This is a genomic window from Terriglobus sp. RCC_193, assembly GCF_041355105.1.
Classification (GTDB): Bacteria; Acidobacteriota; Terriglobia; order Terriglobales; family Acidobacteriaceae; genus Terriglobus.
Window position 1 is genome coordinate 253,810 of sequence record NZ_JBFUPK010000002.1, and the last position, 16,606, is coordinate 270,415.

The 16,606-nt window shown below is 59.8% G+C and carries 18 protein-coding genes; 7 read left to right on the forward strand and 11 right to left on the reverse strand.

Annotated features, from left to right (window positions below; genetic code table 11):
• Positions 1 to 30: 30 nt before the first annotated feature.
• Together AB6729_RS09790 and AB6729_RS09795 are read left to right on the forward strand one after the other, a co-directional pair.
• Positions 31 to 747 (forward strand): DNA-3-methyladenine glycosylase, encoded by a 717-nt coding sequence (locus tag AB6729_RS09790; protein WP_371081425.1) that lies wholly within the window; start codon positions 31 to 33, stop codon positions 745 to 747.
• A 64-nt stretch (positions 748 to 811) separates the two neighbouring features.
• Positions 812 to 979: a hypothetical protein gene (locus AB6729_RS09795; protein ID WP_371081426.1), complete on the forward strand. Its 168-nt coding sequence runs from the start codon at positions 812 to 814 to the stop codon at positions 977 to 979.
• A 141-nt stretch (positions 980 to 1,120) separates the two neighbouring features.
• On the opposite strand, the gene AB6729_RS09800 is transcribed toward AB6729_RS09795, so the two are convergent.
• The gene (locus AB6729_RS09800) at positions 1,121 to 1,639 is read right to left on the reverse strand and encodes a DUF2059 domain-containing protein (RefSeq protein WP_371081427.1); all 519 of its coding nucleotides are present in this window, start codon (positions 1,637 to 1,639) and stop codon (positions 1,121 to 1,123) included.
• 8 nt (positions 1,640 to 1,647) lie between these two features.
• Positions 1,648 to 4,026: an OPT family oligopeptide transporter gene (locus AB6729_RS09805; RefSeq protein ID WP_371081428.1), complete on the reverse strand. Its 2,379-nt coding sequence runs from the start codon at positions 4,024 to 4,026 to the stop codon at positions 1,648 to 1,650.
• Between the two features lie 88 nt (positions 4,027 to 4,114).
• On the opposite strand from AB6729_RS09805, the gene AB6729_RS09810 reads away from it, so the two are divergent.
• Both AB6729_RS09810 and AB6729_RS09815 read left to right on the forward strand, forming a co-directional pair.
• Entirely contained in the window at positions 4,115 to 4,459 is a 345-nt protein-coding gene (locus tag AB6729_RS09810; RefSeq protein ID WP_371081429.1) for a histidine triad nucleotide-binding protein, read from the forward strand.
• A 136-nt stretch (positions 4,460 to 4,595) separates the two neighbouring features.
• Complete coding sequence (locus AB6729_RS09815; protein WP_371081430.1) at positions 4,596 to 4,913, forward strand: GIY-YIG nuclease family protein; 318 nt, start codon at positions 4,596 to 4,598, stop codon at positions 4,911 to 4,913.
• 163 nt (positions 4,914 to 5,076) lie between these two features.
• Here the strand turns inward: AB6729_RS09815 and AB6729_RS09820 are convergent, their stop codons facing one another.
• The 5 genes from AB6729_RS09820 to AB6729_RS09840 all read right to left on the reverse strand — a co-directional run bounded on the left by AB6729_RS09820 (position 5,077) and on the right by AB6729_RS09840 (position 10,003).
• Positions 5,077 to 5,904 carry a DUF3108 domain-containing protein gene (locus AB6729_RS09820; protein WP_371081431.1) on the reverse strand — a complete coding sequence of 276 codons (828 nt, stop codon included), beginning with the start codon at positions 5,902 to 5,904 and terminating at the stop codon, positions 5,077 to 5,079.
• A gap of 61 nt (positions 5,905 to 5,965) precedes the next feature.
• Positions 5,966 to 6,547, reverse strand: a complete 582-nt coding sequence (locus tag AB6729_RS09825) for an isoprenylcysteine carboxylmethyltransferase family protein (protein ID WP_371081432.1) — start codon at positions 6,545 to 6,547, stop codon at positions 5,966 to 5,968.
• A 25-nt stretch (positions 6,548 to 6,572) separates the two neighbouring features.
• A complete protein-coding gene (locus AB6729_RS09830; RefSeq protein ID WP_371081433.1) occupies positions 6,573 to 7,637 on the reverse strand; it encodes a glycosyltransferase family 9 protein in 1,065 nt (354 codons plus the stop codon).
• A gap of 63 nt (positions 7,638 to 7,700) precedes the next feature.
• Positions 7,701 to 8,717 (reverse strand): tetraacyldisaccharide 4'-kinase, encoded by a 1,017-nt coding sequence (gene lpxK, locus AB6729_RS09835; protein ID WP_371081434.1) that lies wholly within the window; start codon positions 8,715 to 8,717, stop codon positions 7,701 to 7,703.
• Between the two features lie 11 nt (positions 8,718 to 8,728).
• Positions 8,729 to 10,003, reverse strand: a complete 1,275-nt coding sequence (locus AB6729_RS09840; RefSeq protein ID WP_371081435.1) for a 3-deoxy-D-manno-octulosonic acid transferase — start codon at positions 10,001 to 10,003, stop codon at positions 8,729 to 8,731.
• Positions 10,004 to 10,241: 238 nt separating this feature from the next.
• Here AB6729_RS09840 and AB6729_RS09845 point away from each other — a divergent pair, with 238 nt between their 5' ends.
• Positions 10,242 to 11,054 (forward strand): hypothetical protein, encoded by an 813-nt coding sequence (locus tag AB6729_RS09845; RefSeq protein ID WP_371081436.1) that lies wholly within the window; start codon positions 10,242 to 10,244, stop codon positions 11,052 to 11,054.
• A gap of 277 nt (positions 11,055 to 11,331) precedes the next feature.
• A complete protein-coding gene (locus tag AB6729_RS09850; protein WP_371081437.1) occupies positions 11,332 to 11,826 on the forward strand; it encodes an N-acetyltransferase family protein in 495 nt (164 codons plus the stop codon).
• Here AB6729_RS09850 and AB6729_RS09855 read toward each other — a convergent pair.
• Positions 11,820 to 12,020: a hypothetical protein gene (locus tag AB6729_RS09855; protein ID WP_371081438.1), complete on the reverse strand. Its 201-nt coding sequence runs from the start codon at positions 12,018 to 12,020 to the stop codon at positions 11,820 to 11,822. The genes AB6729_RS09850 and AB6729_RS09855 overlap by 7 nt on opposite strands.
• Positions 12,021 to 12,117: 97 nt before the next feature.
• On the opposite strand from AB6729_RS09855, the gene trmFO reads away from it, so the two are divergent.
• A complete protein-coding gene (trmFO, locus tag AB6729_RS09860; RefSeq protein ID WP_371081439.1) occupies positions 12,118 to 13,455 on the forward strand; it encodes a methylenetetrahydrofolate--tRNA-(uracil(54)-C(5))-methyltransferase (FADH(2)-oxidizing) TrmFO in 1,338 nt (445 codons plus the stop codon).
• Between the two features lie 715 nt (positions 13,456 to 14,170).
• Here the strand turns inward: trmFO and AB6729_RS09865 are convergent.
• The 3 genes from AB6729_RS09865 to AB6729_RS09875 all read right to left on the reverse strand — a co-directional run bounded on the left by AB6729_RS09865 (position 14,171) and on the right by AB6729_RS09875 (position 16,536).
• Entirely contained in the window at positions 14,171 to 14,497 is a 327-nt protein-coding gene (locus AB6729_RS09865) for a cupin domain-containing protein (RefSeq protein ID WP_371081440.1), read from the reverse strand.
• 5 nt (positions 14,498 to 14,502) lie between these two features.
• Entirely contained in the window at positions 14,503 to 15,654 is a 1,152-nt protein-coding gene (locus AB6729_RS09870; protein WP_371081441.1) for a D-alanine--D-alanine ligase family protein, read from the reverse strand.
• An 87-nt stretch (positions 15,655 to 15,741) separates the two neighbouring features.
• Positions 15,742 to 16,536: a hypothetical protein gene (locus AB6729_RS09875; protein WP_371081442.1), complete on the reverse strand. Its 795-nt coding sequence runs from the start codon at positions 16,534 to 16,536 to the stop codon at positions 15,742 to 15,744.
• Positions 16,537 to 16,606: the final 70 nt, after the last annotated feature.

Sequence of the window (16,606 nt, forward strand, 5' to 3'; positions counted from 1 at the left end):
CTTCCGTCTCTTTGTGGGACACTGTTGGCCATGGCTCATCCTGCCCGCACTCGCAAGCCGCCCTACAACGCCGACGAAGCCGCCACAGCCCTCTCGGCAGCCGATCCAAAGCTGGCAAAGATCATCGCGAAGGCCGGACCACCACGCCTGCGCATCGCGGGTTCGCAAAGCCCTTTTGAGGCGCTGACGGAAGCCATCATCTACCAGCAGCTCCACGGCAAGGCCGCAGCCACCATTCACGCGCGCATGATCGCCAGCTTTGAAGAAGTCTGCGGCCTCGGCGTGCATCCTTCGCCGGAGCACCTGCTCGAATGCCCAACGATCCAGCTTCGTTCCGCTGGCCTCTCCGCAAACAAGACGCTTGCTCTGCGCGACCTCGCGGCCAAGACGCTCGACGGCACCGTCCCAACGCTGGCTAAAATCCGTCGCATGTCCGACGACGACATCATCGAACACCTCACACAGGTGCGCGGTATCGGCAAATGGACCGTGGAGATGATGCTCATCTTCCGTCTTGGCCGACCGGACATTCTGCCCGTGGACGACTACGGCGTGCGCAAAGGCTTCGCGCTTACCTTCGGCAAACTCAAGCCCACCGACAAAGTGACCAACGCAGACCTGCCCAAGCCTGCCGAGATGATCAAGCGGGCTGAACGCTGGCGTCCGTGGCGCTCCCTGGCGAGCTGGTACATGTGGCGCGCCTGCGATCTCGCCAAGCCCGACGCCGCCGCAAAACAGCCGGAATAGGCGCGCGGCGAATCAACCCACTCGACGCAACCACACCCAAAGGCGCACACTAAGAGCACACGCCATGGGATTCCTTCAGCTGATCGCACGCTCGTTCATCAACACTTTCGGTATCACCCAGCCCGGTCCCGAGGGCGAACGCCGAGCCGCCTATTTCATCGGCGCGCTGCTCGCGTTCATCGTGCTGGGCATGATCATTGCGCTGGCTGGCTTCCTGAAGCTGCGCGGCTAACGCTCGCCTCCGTGCTGCGCCATCACCTGCGGCGCAGGAATATCAATCACCTGGTACACGCGCGCGGCAGGTTGAACAACGCCGCATCCGGTTCCGTCTGATCGATCTTTTCCACCTTAAAATCTTCCGCACCACCACGCGTTACTTCTGTTTTGCCGCAGCGCTCTTCGCCATTTTCGCGGCAAAGTCTTCAAACGCAGCTCGCATCTTCGGCTGCACAGCCGTCAGTTGCGCCTGCGCAATGCCCTGCGACTTTGCAATCAGTTCCGGCTGTTTCGCCACCATCGCGCGCCCAGCATCGGTGCGATAAAACGCCAGCATGCCGTCGATCGTGGTTTCGTCATAGGTTGCCGTATACAGTTCTTCATACTGCGGCTTCAGCTTGTCCCACTGAATCGCATCCCGCACCATCGCCGAGAGCTGATCCATAAACGCATCAATCTGTTTCTGGTCATCGGGGCCAATCGTCTGCCCCGCCAGAAGCTGCGGCATGATCTTCTTCATCTGCCCTGCCTGCTGATCGGCAAGCTGATCCAGCGTCTGCTGCATCTTCATCAGCGTGAACATCTCATCAATCTTGGCGCGCTTCGAAGCATCATCCGCAAACGACACACGGCACACGCACAGCAGCAACGCTGCAACACAAACAAACTTCTTCATCCTTAACCTCACTTTGTATCCAGCGGCTTACGTGCAAAGTAGTAAAGCGAAAACGCCAGCAGCGCGAACATCACAATCGCCACCGGATCATGGTGCAGCGGATTCGTCTCGCTGAAGCGTGGCAACAACCAATTACCACCGTTGCTTTCGCTCACGCCTTCAATCAAGCGCACCACCACGCCCATCAAACCCGTGATGCCGCCAGCAGCAATCAATCCCGATGCAAACAACGAACCCGGACTGATCTCCTCATTCTCCAGATCGGTCAGCGGCTCGTTGTTCGTCACTGCCGCCTGCAACTCATCATTCGTAAGCTGCGGTGTCAGCGGCACACCCGCCGCGTCATACGTCACCACCACATCGGCACCGGGATGCGCAGCAGCAACGCGCAACGCCATCGCTTCCGCTGAGCGTTTCGCACGATCCATCGCACGCGCCTTTGCAATCGCCGCATCGGCCATCCATCGAATCAATCCGCCGCAGAAGATCGCCAGCGTCGTCGCAATCGACAGGTACGCACCCACCGCCAACGTCAGTGAACGCACACCCGCAAGCTCCACCGCCAGCACCAGCGCCACCCCCAGCAGCACCAGCGACCACGGCAATTTCCGCGACAGGATGCCGTTGATCACCGTCGCCATCAAACGGCCCTGCGGTGCAGCAGCTTTTTCGCTGCCAATGCCCTGCACCCACTGAATCTCAACCTTGCCCGTCGTGCGATCGACAAGGTACTTGCCGTCTTCCAGCGTGGGCGACCCAATCGCATTCACCAACTCATAGCGTGTGGCATCGTTCACTTCTTCGCGCGGCCTGCCCGTATCCGTAATCGCAACATGCGGACGCGGAAACACACCCTTGTCCTGAAATCCTTCCGGCAACGACTGCAGGTTCAACGTCATCGCTGCAGGCATGCGATGAAAACTCTCCAGCGCCTTGTTCATACCGTTCAGCGTCAGCCCGATCACAAACATCGAAACCACCACGCCGATCATCACGGCAAGCTGCGTCTTCCACGGTGTTGCACCAATCAGGAATCCCGTCTTCAGATCCTGCGCCGTATCGCCCGCATTACTCGCAGCGATACACACCACACCACCCACCGTAATCGCCAGCGCGCCAAACGCAGGAGCAGTCCATCCCTGCACCAGGAAGATCGCCGCAGTGGCCATCAACGTGGCAATCGTCATGCCGCTCACCGGACTCGCCGACGAACCCACAATGCCCACAATGCGCGCGCTCACCGTGACAAACAAAAATCCAAACACCACAATCAGCAGCGAAGCCGCCAGGTTTGCCCATGCGCCTACCTGCGCTCCAGGCACCGGCTTGAAGTACAGGAAGGCCCACATGATGGCCACCAGCAACACCGATCCGCCATACACAAAGCTATTGGGCAGATCGTGCGACGTCCGCAATCTCTGCGCTTCTCCCGCAGCTTTCTTCGCCTTCAGCGAACCCACCAGCGCGCCAACAATCGTGGGCACCGTGCGCAGCAGCGTCAGGCATCCCGCCGCTGCCACAGCACCTGCGCCCATGGGCCGCACATATGTCCGCCACAGATCGCTTGGACTCATCTGCGCAATCGGCACCGTTCCCGGATACAGCGGATGCTGCAGGTGCGACCCGAAGAAGTAAATCGCGGGCATCAGCACCAGCCAACTGAACACACCGCCCGCCAGCATCACACCCGCCACGCGAATGCCAATGATGTAGCCCACGCCCAGGTACTCCGGCGTAGCATCCGCGCGAATGGAACCACCCTTCAACAGATGCTGCGGCCCAATGTCAAAATCCTTCGTCGGGGTAGAAGGCCACAGACCAAAAAGATTCTCGTTCTGAAACAGCGTGTAGAGCGAACCCAGCCCCATGCCCAGAAAAATGCGCGACGCAAACGACCCGCCGCGCTCACCCGCAATCAACACATCCGCACACGCCGTGCCTTCCGGATACAGCAGCGATCCATGCTCTTCCACAATCAACTGTCGTCGCAGAGGAATCATGAACAGCACGCCAATCCATCCGCCAAACAGCGCCAGCGCAAAGATGCGCGCATACTCCAGGTCAAACCCCAGGAAGATCAACGCAGGCAGCGTGTAGATCACACCTGAAGCAATCGACTGCCCCGCATTGCCCGTCGTCTGAACAATGTTGTTTTCCAGAATGGACGACTTACCCAACACGCGCAGAATCGAAATCGACAACACCGAAATCGGGATCGACGCCGCAACCGTCAGCCCCGCCTTCAACCCCACATAGACCGTCACCGCGCCAAACAGAATCCCAAACAACGCGCCAATCAGGATGGCGCGAACGGTCAACTCCGGTCGCGACTCTTCAGCAGGAACAAACGGTTTGAAGGCAGGCGGGGGCGTGCTGGTAGTGGCCATGAATCTCCCTCTCCGTCACCGGACGGAGTGCTGCGAGTGTAGCAAGGAACCGTGCGCCTCCGCGCCTCTCTCGCCTACACTGTTCTTCATGGCTGCCGACTGCATTTTCTGCCGCATCGCCGCGGGAACCATCCCGTCCACCAGGGTCTTTGAAGACGACCAGTGCCTCGCCTTCCGCGACCTCCACCCTGTCGCGCCCACACACGTTCTGGTCATCCCGAAGGAACACATCGCCTCCACAGCTCACGCCGTGGAGACGCATGAGGCTCTACTGGGCCACCTGATGCTGACCGCCGCAAAAGTTGCAGAGAAAGAAGGTCTGGCCAAAGGCTTCCGCATCGTCGCCAACACGGGCGCAGACGGCGGCCAAACCGTCGACCATCTGCACTTACACATCCTCGGCGGCCGTTCCATGACCTGGCCTCCGGGATAAGGACTTTCAGCAGAGGATTATCCAGCTTCGCAAAGCGAATCTCTTACGAACAAAGTTCGTCATCCTGAGCGGAGCGCAGCGGAGTCGAAGGACCTGCTTTCTTTTCGCGCCACTACAACTTCGAAGGAAACGCAGGATGCCAAGAGAAGCCTACGTCTACATCCTAGCCAGCAAAAGCCGCACGCTGTACATCGGCATGACGACGAATCTGGATGGACGCATCCTCGAACACAAAGCTGGGACGCTGGAAGGCTTCAGCAAGGATTACAACTGCACTCGCCTCGTGTACTACGAGGTCTGCGGTGGCCCGCTTGCCGCAATTTCGCGAGAGAAACAACTTAAGGGCTGGCGACGTGAAAAGAAGATTGCGCTGATCGAGAAGGTGAATCCCACATGGGAAGATCTTGCGGAGGATCTTGGAAAGCCTGTTCAGTCTTATCGCGGGAAGAGATGATTGCTCTCCATGAGAGGATGCAGAGGGCAGAGAAGAAAGCAGGTCCTTCGACTCCGCTTCGCTCCGCTCAGGATGACGGTGTCTGGGGCGAGGAAGAATAATGGGTGAAGAAAACAGTCCCGCGCTACGCTCGGGATGACGGCATTTAAATAGGGGAAGCCGTTTACTGCACGGACTGCAGATGGAACGTGATCGTTCCCCAAAGCAGCTTCGCACGCATTTGCACCGGCAGATGCCGCGCATCATCGGAATACCAGATCGTAATCGTTCCGCGATTCTTCACCACACCGGCATCCGCCGTTGGCTGCACACGAATCGTGGTGAACGTACCCGCGGGTGTCTTCACATCCTCGCGTGCCTCCACCTTCATGGTCACGGCCACGGTACGCAGCGCATCCGCCAGCGGCAGCTTGAAATCCTGCCCCACGGTCAGCTTCTGCGAACCCACATAAAAAATGCCGGAAAGCGCATCCGTCACGCACGCGGGAATCTGTCCCTGCTGCGTCTTCGTGGTGTTCTTCGCCAGGTTGCGCTCGGTCAGCACCTGCGTTCCCAGCACCGGCTGCGCACCCTCAACGGGCGCAGGCGCCGTTGCACCCGGTGTGAACACCAGGTCACTGTTCACCTTGCGGCGGCCTTCCTGTGTCTGCTTGCTGAACCCCGCAGAGCAGCCCGTGGCCATGTTGAAACTCGACTGGAACCGGTCCATCACCTGGTAGATCATGTTGGTCGCGCCAACGGTGTCTGCGCTGGCCTGCACCTTCATCAACGGCCCCGCCTGGTCCAGTTGAAACACGGCGCGACCGGCGGTAAACACGCGCCAATCCACCGTAAACGTCAGCGTCTGGTGCTGCGGAAACACGTAGCCCTGCATGGGAGGCGTCATCAGCGGAGCCTGCGCAGGTGGCACACCCTCCTTGTCCGCAGTGAATGGCAACGAAAACTTCTGCGCCGCCGCAGGAAGTGATATCAAGGCTGGCAAACACGTCATCGCCAGAAGGGCATTCCGAAACCGATTCAACCCGAAGTAGCCCCTCTCGTGAACTCAGACCTTACTGCACGCCCCAATGCGCGCGAACCCACATCAGCACCAATAGCGTGGCGTAGATACCCGCCGCGCCCATCACCGAATTGTACTCGCGATGTTTCCGGTAACGCTCCACGTCGAAACCCGCCGAAGTTTGTCCCGCGGGTGCAGTCGCGGCCGTCAGTCGCGGTAACAATCTCGGCACGCGTGCGGCGTAGTCATCAAAATCCGCAAAGTGCGCGCGCAGGAATCGTTCCTCTGACAAAATCACCGGCCCGTAGATCACCAGGAACAACAGCGCCAGCAGCACCACCAGCTCCCACCGCCGCGATGCAAACGCAAACCCGAACGCCGCCATTACAGAACCCAGGTACAGCGGATTGCGCGTGTATGCATACGGCCCGGTCTGCGTCAGCTCTGCATTTTTCTTGACGTAACCAGCGGCATAACCGCGCAGCCAAAGCCCCGGAACCACCAGCAATAAACTCAGCGCCAGCGACAAAAACGAAGGCCGCGCCAGCCACAAAAACAACGCCGCAAAGACAAATCCCAGAGGAACACGAATCCTCCGCACCAACCGTTCGCCTTTGCCCATTTCCACTGCCATGCCTCTGTCATTATGCCCTGCCGAGTCATCCACGGGCAGACGACGACAGTTGTTCCAGCGCAGCTTCCAACACTTCGTCCACCGTAATCTCCGCCAACCCGCGCTCCACCATTGCGTGGCGACGATGATCTGTCTGACTCAACCGATGCCGCAGCGTCTTCGTCCGCATCCCCCACGGCCCGGTACGCAGCGGGTCCGTGGGCCCAAACAGACCCAGCACCGGCACGCCGCACGCCGCCGCCAGATGCAGCGGCCCCGTGTCGCCTGCAATCAGCAACGCCACACGCTGCACCAGCGCCATCAACTGCGGAATAGTACAGGGCACCGCTCGGCAATGCCCCTGCGAAGCCGCCACCACCGTACCCGCCGCCCCATCCGGCCCAAACGGCGACGCATTCACCAGAACCGTATACCCGCGCTCCTCCAGCGCACGCGCCAGGTAACCAAAGCGAACCGCGGGCCACTCCTTCGCGCCCCATCCCGCAGTAGGCGCTAACAGCACCACAGGACGCTCCGGCAATTCGCGAAACAGCGCATCGCACCATTGCTCTGCGGGTTTCGACACCGGCAACGGTGCCTTCACCGGCTGCAACGGCAACTTCATCGCCGCCGCAACCATCTCCGCAGCCTGCTCCACCACATTCGTCTTCCGCGTCTTTACACGCTGCTGATAGAGCCAGCCCGCCTGCTTCTCACGCGGATCGGCACTGCCCACAATCTGCCGCGCGCCGCTCATCCGCGCAATCACTGACGACCGGATCGAACCCTGCAGATCAATGGCAATGTCATATCGCTGCCATCGCAACTCACGCCGCAGACCGCGAATGCTTCGCAACGTAGCGAATGAAAACGGATGGCGCAACCACTCCTTCGCCGGGACAGCATGAACGCGATCCACCAGCGGCATCTCCGGCCCGCGCGTCGCCACACCGGGATGCGTGCGCAACAACGGCGACCAGTGCGGCTCAATCGCCCATCCAATCCGAGCTTCCGGCATTGCCGCACGCAGCGCCGCAACCGCAGGCAAAGCGTGCAGCACATCGCCCATCGCGCCCACGCGCACAATCAGAATGTTTGGAGCATCGTTCAATCTGTTTCCAATTCACAGCAGAGTGCTTCCCTGCAGTCATCGAAGAGCATACGGCGAAAGGCACTACGAAGGAAAAGAGGAACCCTCCGGCAACAGCCGCATCAGTGCCGAAATGAAACCCGCCTCATCGCAGATCGTCACGTTGATATCCCCCACCGCAACCGGCCCCACACGTTCCAGCAACGCACGCATCGCCGGCGACAACTTCACCGCATCCTTCGCCGTCGTCACAAACCCATTCGCCTTCACACGCTCCGCAGCCTGCACCAACCTCTGCACCACGCCATCGTCATAGCGCTGATGATCGCGCAAAGTCACAAACGACGCGGGTTCCACGCCACTCAGCCGCAGCGATTCCAGAAACGCATCCGGTCGAGCAATTCCGCAGAAGGCCAGCGGCGAAGACACAGGCTTGCCCTCCACAAAATGAAACACGCGCTCCATCTCCCACACCAGCGGTTTCTTCTTTCCAGAAGCCACAACACGTTCCACCAAAGGCCGCAACTCCGCCGACTCATCCTTGCGCAACACAATCACATCCGCCCGCCGCAACGATCCCAAAGACTCGCGCAAATCCCCCGCAGGTAACAACACATCCCGCACATCCGCCTGCGTCAGCAGAACAATGTCCACCGCACGCACCAGCCGACGATGTTGAAATCCATCATCCAGAAGATGCACCCACGGCCCCGTCTCCCGCTGTGCACGATGCTCACGTTCCGCCATGCGCCCAGCCGCAGCACGCTCCGCAGCCACATACACACGCCGCCCCAGCCTGCGAGCCATCATCAGCGGCTCATCACCAAACTCTTCCGCAGAACCAGTTCCCACAACACGCTTCGCCGACTGCGCATCCGCCGTGCGCCCATAGCCGCGCGACAACACATCAAACCCAACACCCGCGCGCCGCAGCGCCTCCCCCAGCGCCATCACAAAAGGCGTTTTACCCGCGCCACCAGCGGACAGACTACCCACGCTGATCACCGGCAACTCAAGTCGCTCCACCTTCGCAGAACCACGATCAAACGCGCGATTCTTCCACGCCGCACCCGCAGCCCACAGCGGCACAAGAGGCAACAACCACGGCCGCTTCACTGCACACGCCCCGGCAACAGCGACAACAACGCCGCCACCGTCCGCTCCGTAGCGCCAATCATCGAAGCCGCAAACAAACGTCCGCGTTCCCCCATGCCGTCACCGCGCGTCATCAACTCATCCAACACATCGCACAACGCCTCACGCGTCACCATGCGAATCGCCTGCTCACGTTGCATCGCATCCACCATGCCGCGAAAGTTCTGATAGCTGCCGCCCATTACCACCGGCACACCCAGCCGCGCAGGCTCCAGCGGATTCTGCCCACCATGCGGAATCAAAGACCCGCCCACAAACGCCACAGAAGCCAGCGCATACAACGAAGAAAGTTCCCCCACCGTATCCACCAGCAATACGGCACCGCCCAGGATGGATGAGGGTTCCATCCGCCATGCGGTGAGACGAACCGCCTGCAATCCGCGCTCCAGGACCAACTGCTCCACAGCCCCCGCACGTTCCGGATGACGCGGAGCAAGAACCATCACACGTTCTGCCATCGGCAACGTCTTCCAGCAATCCAGCAGCAACGACTCCTCACCCTCATGCGTCGACCCGCACACCAGCACCTTCGCTCCAGCAGGCAGATGCTGCCGCACCAGCCGCGTCAGTGGAGTCTCTTCCGCCGCACGAATATCAAACTTCAAATTCCCCGCAGCCACCACGCACTCCGCAGGCGCACCAATCTGCCGCCAACGCCGCGCATCTTCCTCACTCTGCGCCAGCAGCAACGAAACCTTCCCCAGCAACGGCTTCCACAGCGCACGTAGACGCATATAACGCGGCAACGAACGATCACTGACCCGCGCATTCACCACCGCCACCGGCACCTGCGCGCGCTCACACTCCACCAGCACGCGCGGCCACAACTCACTCTCCATCAACACCAGCAGCTTCGGCTGCAACACCCGCAGATACGACCGCACCGCAAACGCAAGGTCCAACGGAAAGAAGAACACGCGGTCCACACCAAACCGCTCTCGAGCCACCCGCTGCCCCGTCGGCGTCGTTGTGGAAACCACCACGGCATACCCCGGCAGCGCCGCCTCCAGCTCCGCAATCAGCCGCACCGCCGCCAGCGTCTCACCCACGGAAACGCAATGCACCCACACCACAGGTCTGCCCGCTACAAACGCCTGCAACCGCGCGGGGACAGCGCCCAGCCGTGCACGCAATCCCTCGCGATACCGCCCCTGCCGCACCATGCGCCAGCCCCACACCGGCGCCGTAAGCACCAGCGCCAGCAACAATCCCAGACTGTAAAGCAGCATCATCAGCAATAGCCAACCCACGTGGCCATCGCAGGCCGCTGTCGAATGATACTAAGTGCGGATGGCTGAAGCCTCTGGGTATACATAACCAGCGAAGCTCCTACGAACGAAGTGCGTCATCCTGAGCGAAACGAAGTGAAGTCGAAGGACCTGCATTTCCTCTCAACCCACTCCAACGCCCAAGGCAATCCCCGGCCAACAATCCCGCAACTCCAACCGCTTTCAAACGTCTTACCTGTGTATGCTCACCCGGCCCCAGCTATCCATCCTCGCGCTCGTCCTATCGCTGGCCACACCCGTTTTCGCCGCAAAAAAAGAAGCGCCGCCGGTGCTCGCCGCCACGGCCTACGTCTCACACGAAACGCATGAAAAAGAGCACGTCACGGTAGCCGCCGAACCATTCGACACCCGTGACAAGGGCAACTTCTTCCGGCTCGACTACAGTGGCCACAGCATCCTCCCCATCCGTCTCATCATCGCCAACGACAGCGACGCTCCGCTGGACCTGAATCAGGTGCGCATCCAACTCATCGCCTCTGACGGCACCAAGCTGCCCGCCGCCACCCCCGAAGAGCTAAATCGCCGCCTCTTCCGCTTCAACGACATCAAGCAGAAGCGCATCCCCGGCACGCCCATCACCTACAAGCCCACGCCCGTCGACAAGAAAATCCTCGACGACGACAAGGACTTCTCCTTCACCCAAACCACCATCCCCGCGCACAGCAGCGCCAACGGCTTCCTCTTCTATGACATCCGCGACCTCGACGACCCGCCACTCCGCGGCGCCGAACTCTACGTGAAGATGATGCACACGAAACAGGACGGCAAGGACACGGAACTCTTCGCCTTCTCCGTCAACTTCGAAAAATACCTCGAACAGGAAAAAGCCAAACGCGACGCCGCAAAAGCCGCCGCTGCCAAGTCCGCAGACCCAAAGGACTCAAAAGACTCGAAGGATTCCAAAGACAAAGACGACAAGGACTCGAAGGATTCCAAAGACAAAGACGACAAGGACTTCAAAGTCGACACCACAAGCAACAGCAAACCGCAGTAGCTAAGGGCCAAAGGCCCGACAAATCTTAGCCTAGGCCGAAGGCCTAGGTAGGAAGCCCATCATCACAAGCGCTGAAGGCGCGCCCTATCGTGCGTCACCCTGAGCGAAACAAAGTGAAGTCGAAGCATGCCCTCGAGTGAAGTCGAAGGGGACCTGCATTCCTATCCCGCACTGCGATTCCGCGGGAAGAAAAGTCATTACCCCAACCACAAACGACAACTCCCGGCGGCATAAACTCCATCGCAAAGAGGCCTGAGGTAAGCTTGGCCTTTACGCCATGACGAACAACCTGACCCTCCGCGACGCTGTCCCCGCCGACGCACCCGCCATCCTCGCCCTGATCCGCGACCTCGCCATCTACGAAAAAGAACCAGACGCCGTCATCGCCACAGAAGAGGACATCCTCCGCGACGGCTTCGGCCCGCAGCCGTACTTCCGCTGCCTCATGGCCGAATGGCAGGGCCAGACCGCTGGCTTTGCGCTGTATTTCTTCCAATACTCCACATGGGAAGGCCGTCCGGCGCTCTACCTGGAAGACCTCTTCGTCCGCGAGCCCTTCCGCAAACGCGGCATCGGCGCAGCACTGTTTCAGCGCCTCGCACAGATCGCGCTGGAGCGGAACTGCACCCGCTTCCAATGGGAATGTCTCGACTGGAACCAGCCCGCACTCGACTTCTACGAAGCCAGCGGAGCCAAGATCCTGCGCGAATGGCTGAACCTGCGCGTCACCGGCGAGGAACTCAAAAGCCTCGCCGGTTCATCCGCTCAGTAGCAGCCGTAAGGCCGGTAATACGGGTAATACCCGCGCCAATACGGGTTGTAATAGCTGTAAGCCCCGTACGGATACGCTCCATAGGCATAGCCGCGATAGGGGCCGTAGTGGTACCCATAACCATAGGGTGAATATCCCGACCAATACCAGCAGCGACGGCTGAAGAATAGGATCAACAGGATCAGGCAAAGCATGAAAGGCCTCGGTGCGGGTTTCCAGAAGCCTACGTCCGCACGGGTTATGCTACGCAGCCTACTCCGGAAAAGTTCCGTTCGCGAGAAAATAGAAGTTGTGAAGAAAATCAAAGTTATCGGCGGAGGCCTCGCCGGCCCGGAAGCCGCCCTGCAGGCCGCACGTTTCGGCTGCGAAGTCACCCTCTACGAGATGCGCCCGCATCGCTCCACAGAAGCGCACCAGACCAGCGACTTTGCGGAACTCGTCTGCTCCAACTCGCTGAAAAGTGAGAGCGAAAACACCGCGCCCTGGCTTCTCAAACAGGAGATGCGCCTCGCCGGATCGGTGCTCCTGAAGGAAGCGGACGCCTGCGCCGTCCCCGCCGGACACGCACTCGCCGTCGACCGCGTGGAATTCTCCCGCCGTGTCGCCGAACGCATCGCCGCTGAACCACGCATCGCCGTCGTCCGCGAAGAAGTCACCTCGCTCGATGAAACCAGCGAAGACACACTGACCATCCTCGCCACCGGCCCGCTCACCTCGCCCGCGCTTACGGCCGATCTTCAGCGCCTTACCGGCACCGAATACCTGTCCTTCTACGACAGCATCGCGCCCGTCGTCGACGCCACCACCATCAACATGGACCGCGTCTACTTCAAAGCCCGCTGGGACAAGGGTTCCGCAGACTACATCAACTGTCCCTTCACCAAAGAAGAGTACGACGTCTTCTACGACGCGCTCATCGCCGCCAACGAAGTGGAAGCCAAGGAGTGGGAGAAGCTCGATTACTTCGAAGGCTGCCTGCCCATTGAAGAGATCGCCCGCCGTGGCAAGGACACGCTCCGCTTCGGCTGCATGAAGCCCGTAGGCCTGCGCTATCCCGGTACAGAAATCACGCCGTACGCCGTCGTACAACTGCGCCAGGAAAACCTGCGTGCCGACAGCTACAACCTCGTGGGCTTCCAGAACCACATCAAGTTCGGCGACCAGCAACGCATCCTGCGCCTCATCCCCGGCTTGGAAAACGCCACCTTCCTGCGCTACGGCCAGATCCACCGCAACACCTACATCAACTCGCCCACGCTGCTCACAGAGTCGCTGCAACTGCGCCAGCACCCCAACATCTTCATCGCAGGCCAGCTCAGCGGTGTCGAAGGCTACACGGAGTCCATCGCAGGAGGCATGCTCGCAGGCCGCTTCGCCGCAGCCATCGCACGCGGCGAAACACCCGCATCCGCACCACGCCTCAGCGCCCACGGATCGTTAGTTCACTACATTACCCATACCGAGGCGAAGCGCTTCCAACCCGCCAACATCACCTTTGACCTGCTCATGCCGCTCGAAGAAGAACTGCGCAAGAAGATCCGCGACAAGAAAGAACGCCACCGCCTCCAGTGCGAACGAGGCCTGAACGCATGGCGCGAGTGGCTCGATACCTCATCCCTGTCAGCATGAGCCAAGAACCGGGTGCCCCAGGTTCACGAAGCCACAAAAGCGGGTGCCCCAGGTTCGCGAAGCTAACCTGGGCCATCGCGCTTCAGCGCGATCATACGGTCAACAGACCGTCATTCTGAGCAAAGCGAAGAATCCCGATGACATCTCACGCGCCAAAACTGTCGAACGCTTCCAGGCACGAAAGCCAAAGCTTCGCAAAAGCGAAGCTCGTACGGCCAAGGTCTATCCCCGACAAGAATGTTCTGTGCTTCATCGCGCTTCAGCGCGATCCTACGGTCAGCAGACCGTCATTCTGAGCGAAGCGAAGAATCCCGACGGAACTCCATGCACCACAACTGTCCAAAGAATTCCGTCACAAAAACGGGTGCCCCAAGGTTCGCGAAACTAACCTGGGGCATCACGCATCAGCGTGATCCTACGAATTATTCTGAAGCACCAAAGATGTAGGCCAGCACAGCAACAAGCGCCAAAGGCGCGCCGACATATTAGCCTGGGCCGAAGGCCCAGGTAGAACACACCCACGAAGCCCAAGGGCCAACGGCCCGCTCTATCCCACACCCAAGAAAGCCAATTTTGCTGGGCCATCGCGCAAAGCGCGATCATACGGTCGAAAGACCGTCATCCTGAACGAAGCGAAGCGGAGCTGAAGCATGCCCTCGAGCGAAGAGAAGGGGACCTGCATTCTTCTCCCGCACTACGATACACCAGGAAACCGCTACCGATACTCCTCACGAGCAGGCGTGAACACATCCAGCACCTCGCTCTCCACCGCAGCCGAAGCCTGATGCACCACGTCCCCGGGCACCATCACGCTATCCCCTGCCCGCAGCGTATACGTCGAGCCATCGACGACCAGCGCAATCTCACCGCTCAACACATAGATCAACTGCTCATGCGGATGCGAATGAGCAGCGCCCACCCAACCAGCCTCCATGCGATGCCGCACCAACATCATCGGGTCGGTCGAAGCCATCACCTGCCGTCGCAAACCCGGCTCAGGCGCGGTCATCTTCGCATCGTCCGCAGCAATCACTTTCAACATGGCGCTCACTTCGTAAAGCTCGTAGCCTTGCGTTCGTCGTGCCGCTCCACACCCAGCGCAATCAGCCGATCAATCAACTCGACATACGAAACACCCGTAGCCTCCCACAGTTTGGGATACATGCTGATCGACGTAAACCCGGGCATCGTGTTCACTTCGTTGAGATAAATCTTCGGCGGGTTCTTGCTGGCAGGATCAGCCGCTTCCAACAGAAAATCCACACGCGCCAGCCCACTGCAATCGCACGACTTGAAAGCATCAATCGCCATCTGCCGCAACTGCTTCGCCTGAGCCTTCGTGATCTTCGCGGGGATCACCGGCTCACTCGTGCTGGTGCTGTCGTACTTGCTTTCGTAGTCATAAAACTCACGATCCGGCACAATCTCGCCCACCACACTCGCAATAGGATCGTCATTACCCAGCACCGCAATCTCCAGCTCGCGCGCCTTGCCCTTGCCCCTCAATTTGCCATTACCGCTCACGCCCTCTTCAATCACAATCTTGCGATCGAACTGCGCAGCCTCATCCATCGCCTTCGCCAGCTCCTTGCGTTCGCGCACCTTGCTGATGCCGACCGACGAACCCAGGTTCGCAGGCTTCACAAACACCGGGTACTTCAGCTTCTCTTCAATCAGCTTCGTACACTTGCGCGGACTCGCCTTCCACTCGCCTCGCAGCAGCGTCACATGCTTCACAATGGGCAGGCCCGCCGCGGCAAACATCTTCTTCATGGCATCCTTGTCCATGCCCACCGAAGAACCCAGCACACCCGAACCAACATAGGCGACGTCTGCCAGTTCCAGCATCCCCTGGATCGTACCGTCCTCGCCAAACGTGCCATGCAGCACAGGAAAAATCACATCCAGCGCAGCAGTCGAGCTCGCAGCAGACGCCTGCAACGTAAGCCCCGTAGTCTCCACCTTCTTCTTCGAGGTAGCGGACTTCTTCCCCGCCAGCGCAGGCACGGTCACACCATCCAGCAGCGCCTTCGAATCCCCCACGCCCAGCCACTGCCCCGTCTTGGCAATGCCAATCGGCACCACTTCGTACTTGCTGCGATCAATGGCATTCAGAATGGAAGCGCCCGAGCGCAGCGACACCTCATGCTCGCCCGACCTCCCACCAAACAACACACCCACACGCAGCTTCTTCCCCATTGTTCCCTCGCTACCTATCTCTATTGATGGTACGGGCCGATCCCCCGTGGAGGACAATCATGCATCTCCGCAGATACCTGCGATTCGTCAGCGAGTCATTTCCACGGCCTGCTGCAGGGAGATGTGTTGCGGGATAAGCTTGATCTCACTCCGGATGGAGTCCTGGTCGCGCGTAAGACTCTTCATCATCAGAATCTTTCCATCCATATGGACAACCATGCGAACACTCTTCCACGTGTCCGGTGACACCGGGCGACGCTCCAGTTGGAAGTTGCCCCCCTGGTTCACCTTGCCCAGCAGGCCGAAGCCGAATGAAACCGGACTTACGATACGGCTCCGCAGTTCACACAGACGATCCTCGGGCTGCTTGATGGAGACGGTTCCCTCCATCGCATGCAGGACCTTCTCCTCCATGCTCCCGGGCTGATAGTCCGGGTTCGGCTTGAACGAGTACTGCGAGCAACCGTTCACGGTGCCTGCGGGCGTCAATAGAAACTGCGACGGCAGTGCGCCAAGCAGGCTGATCAGGTGCTTTTCGTCGCCCTGCGCCGATGCATTTAATCTTCGGTACGCCTCGGGGTCATTTGCAAGATTAGTAAGCCGCCTTTGCTCCGCAGCGGTAGCTTCGGCTGACAGCGGAACGCCATCCACCTTCAGAAGACGGGCAACTTTGCCCTCATCCACTTCCACAACTCGTTCCAGCCACAGGTGGCCACCCGTGCGCGGAGAGCGCTCCTGCAGCAAGAACGAAAAATGTTCCTTCAGATCAATACGCGCCTGGCGTTCATTCTCTGCCATCCGCGCAACAGGCGAGTTCTGCGCCCATGCGACCGTTGCTAAAGCAGCGAAGTATATCAACGCTGCATTTCGAAGTGCCGTCATCTTCCCCCTTGGCGGCACGCGTCACACCAGTAGTGAGACGGATTCTAATGCAGATCCGTGCGTTGCATAG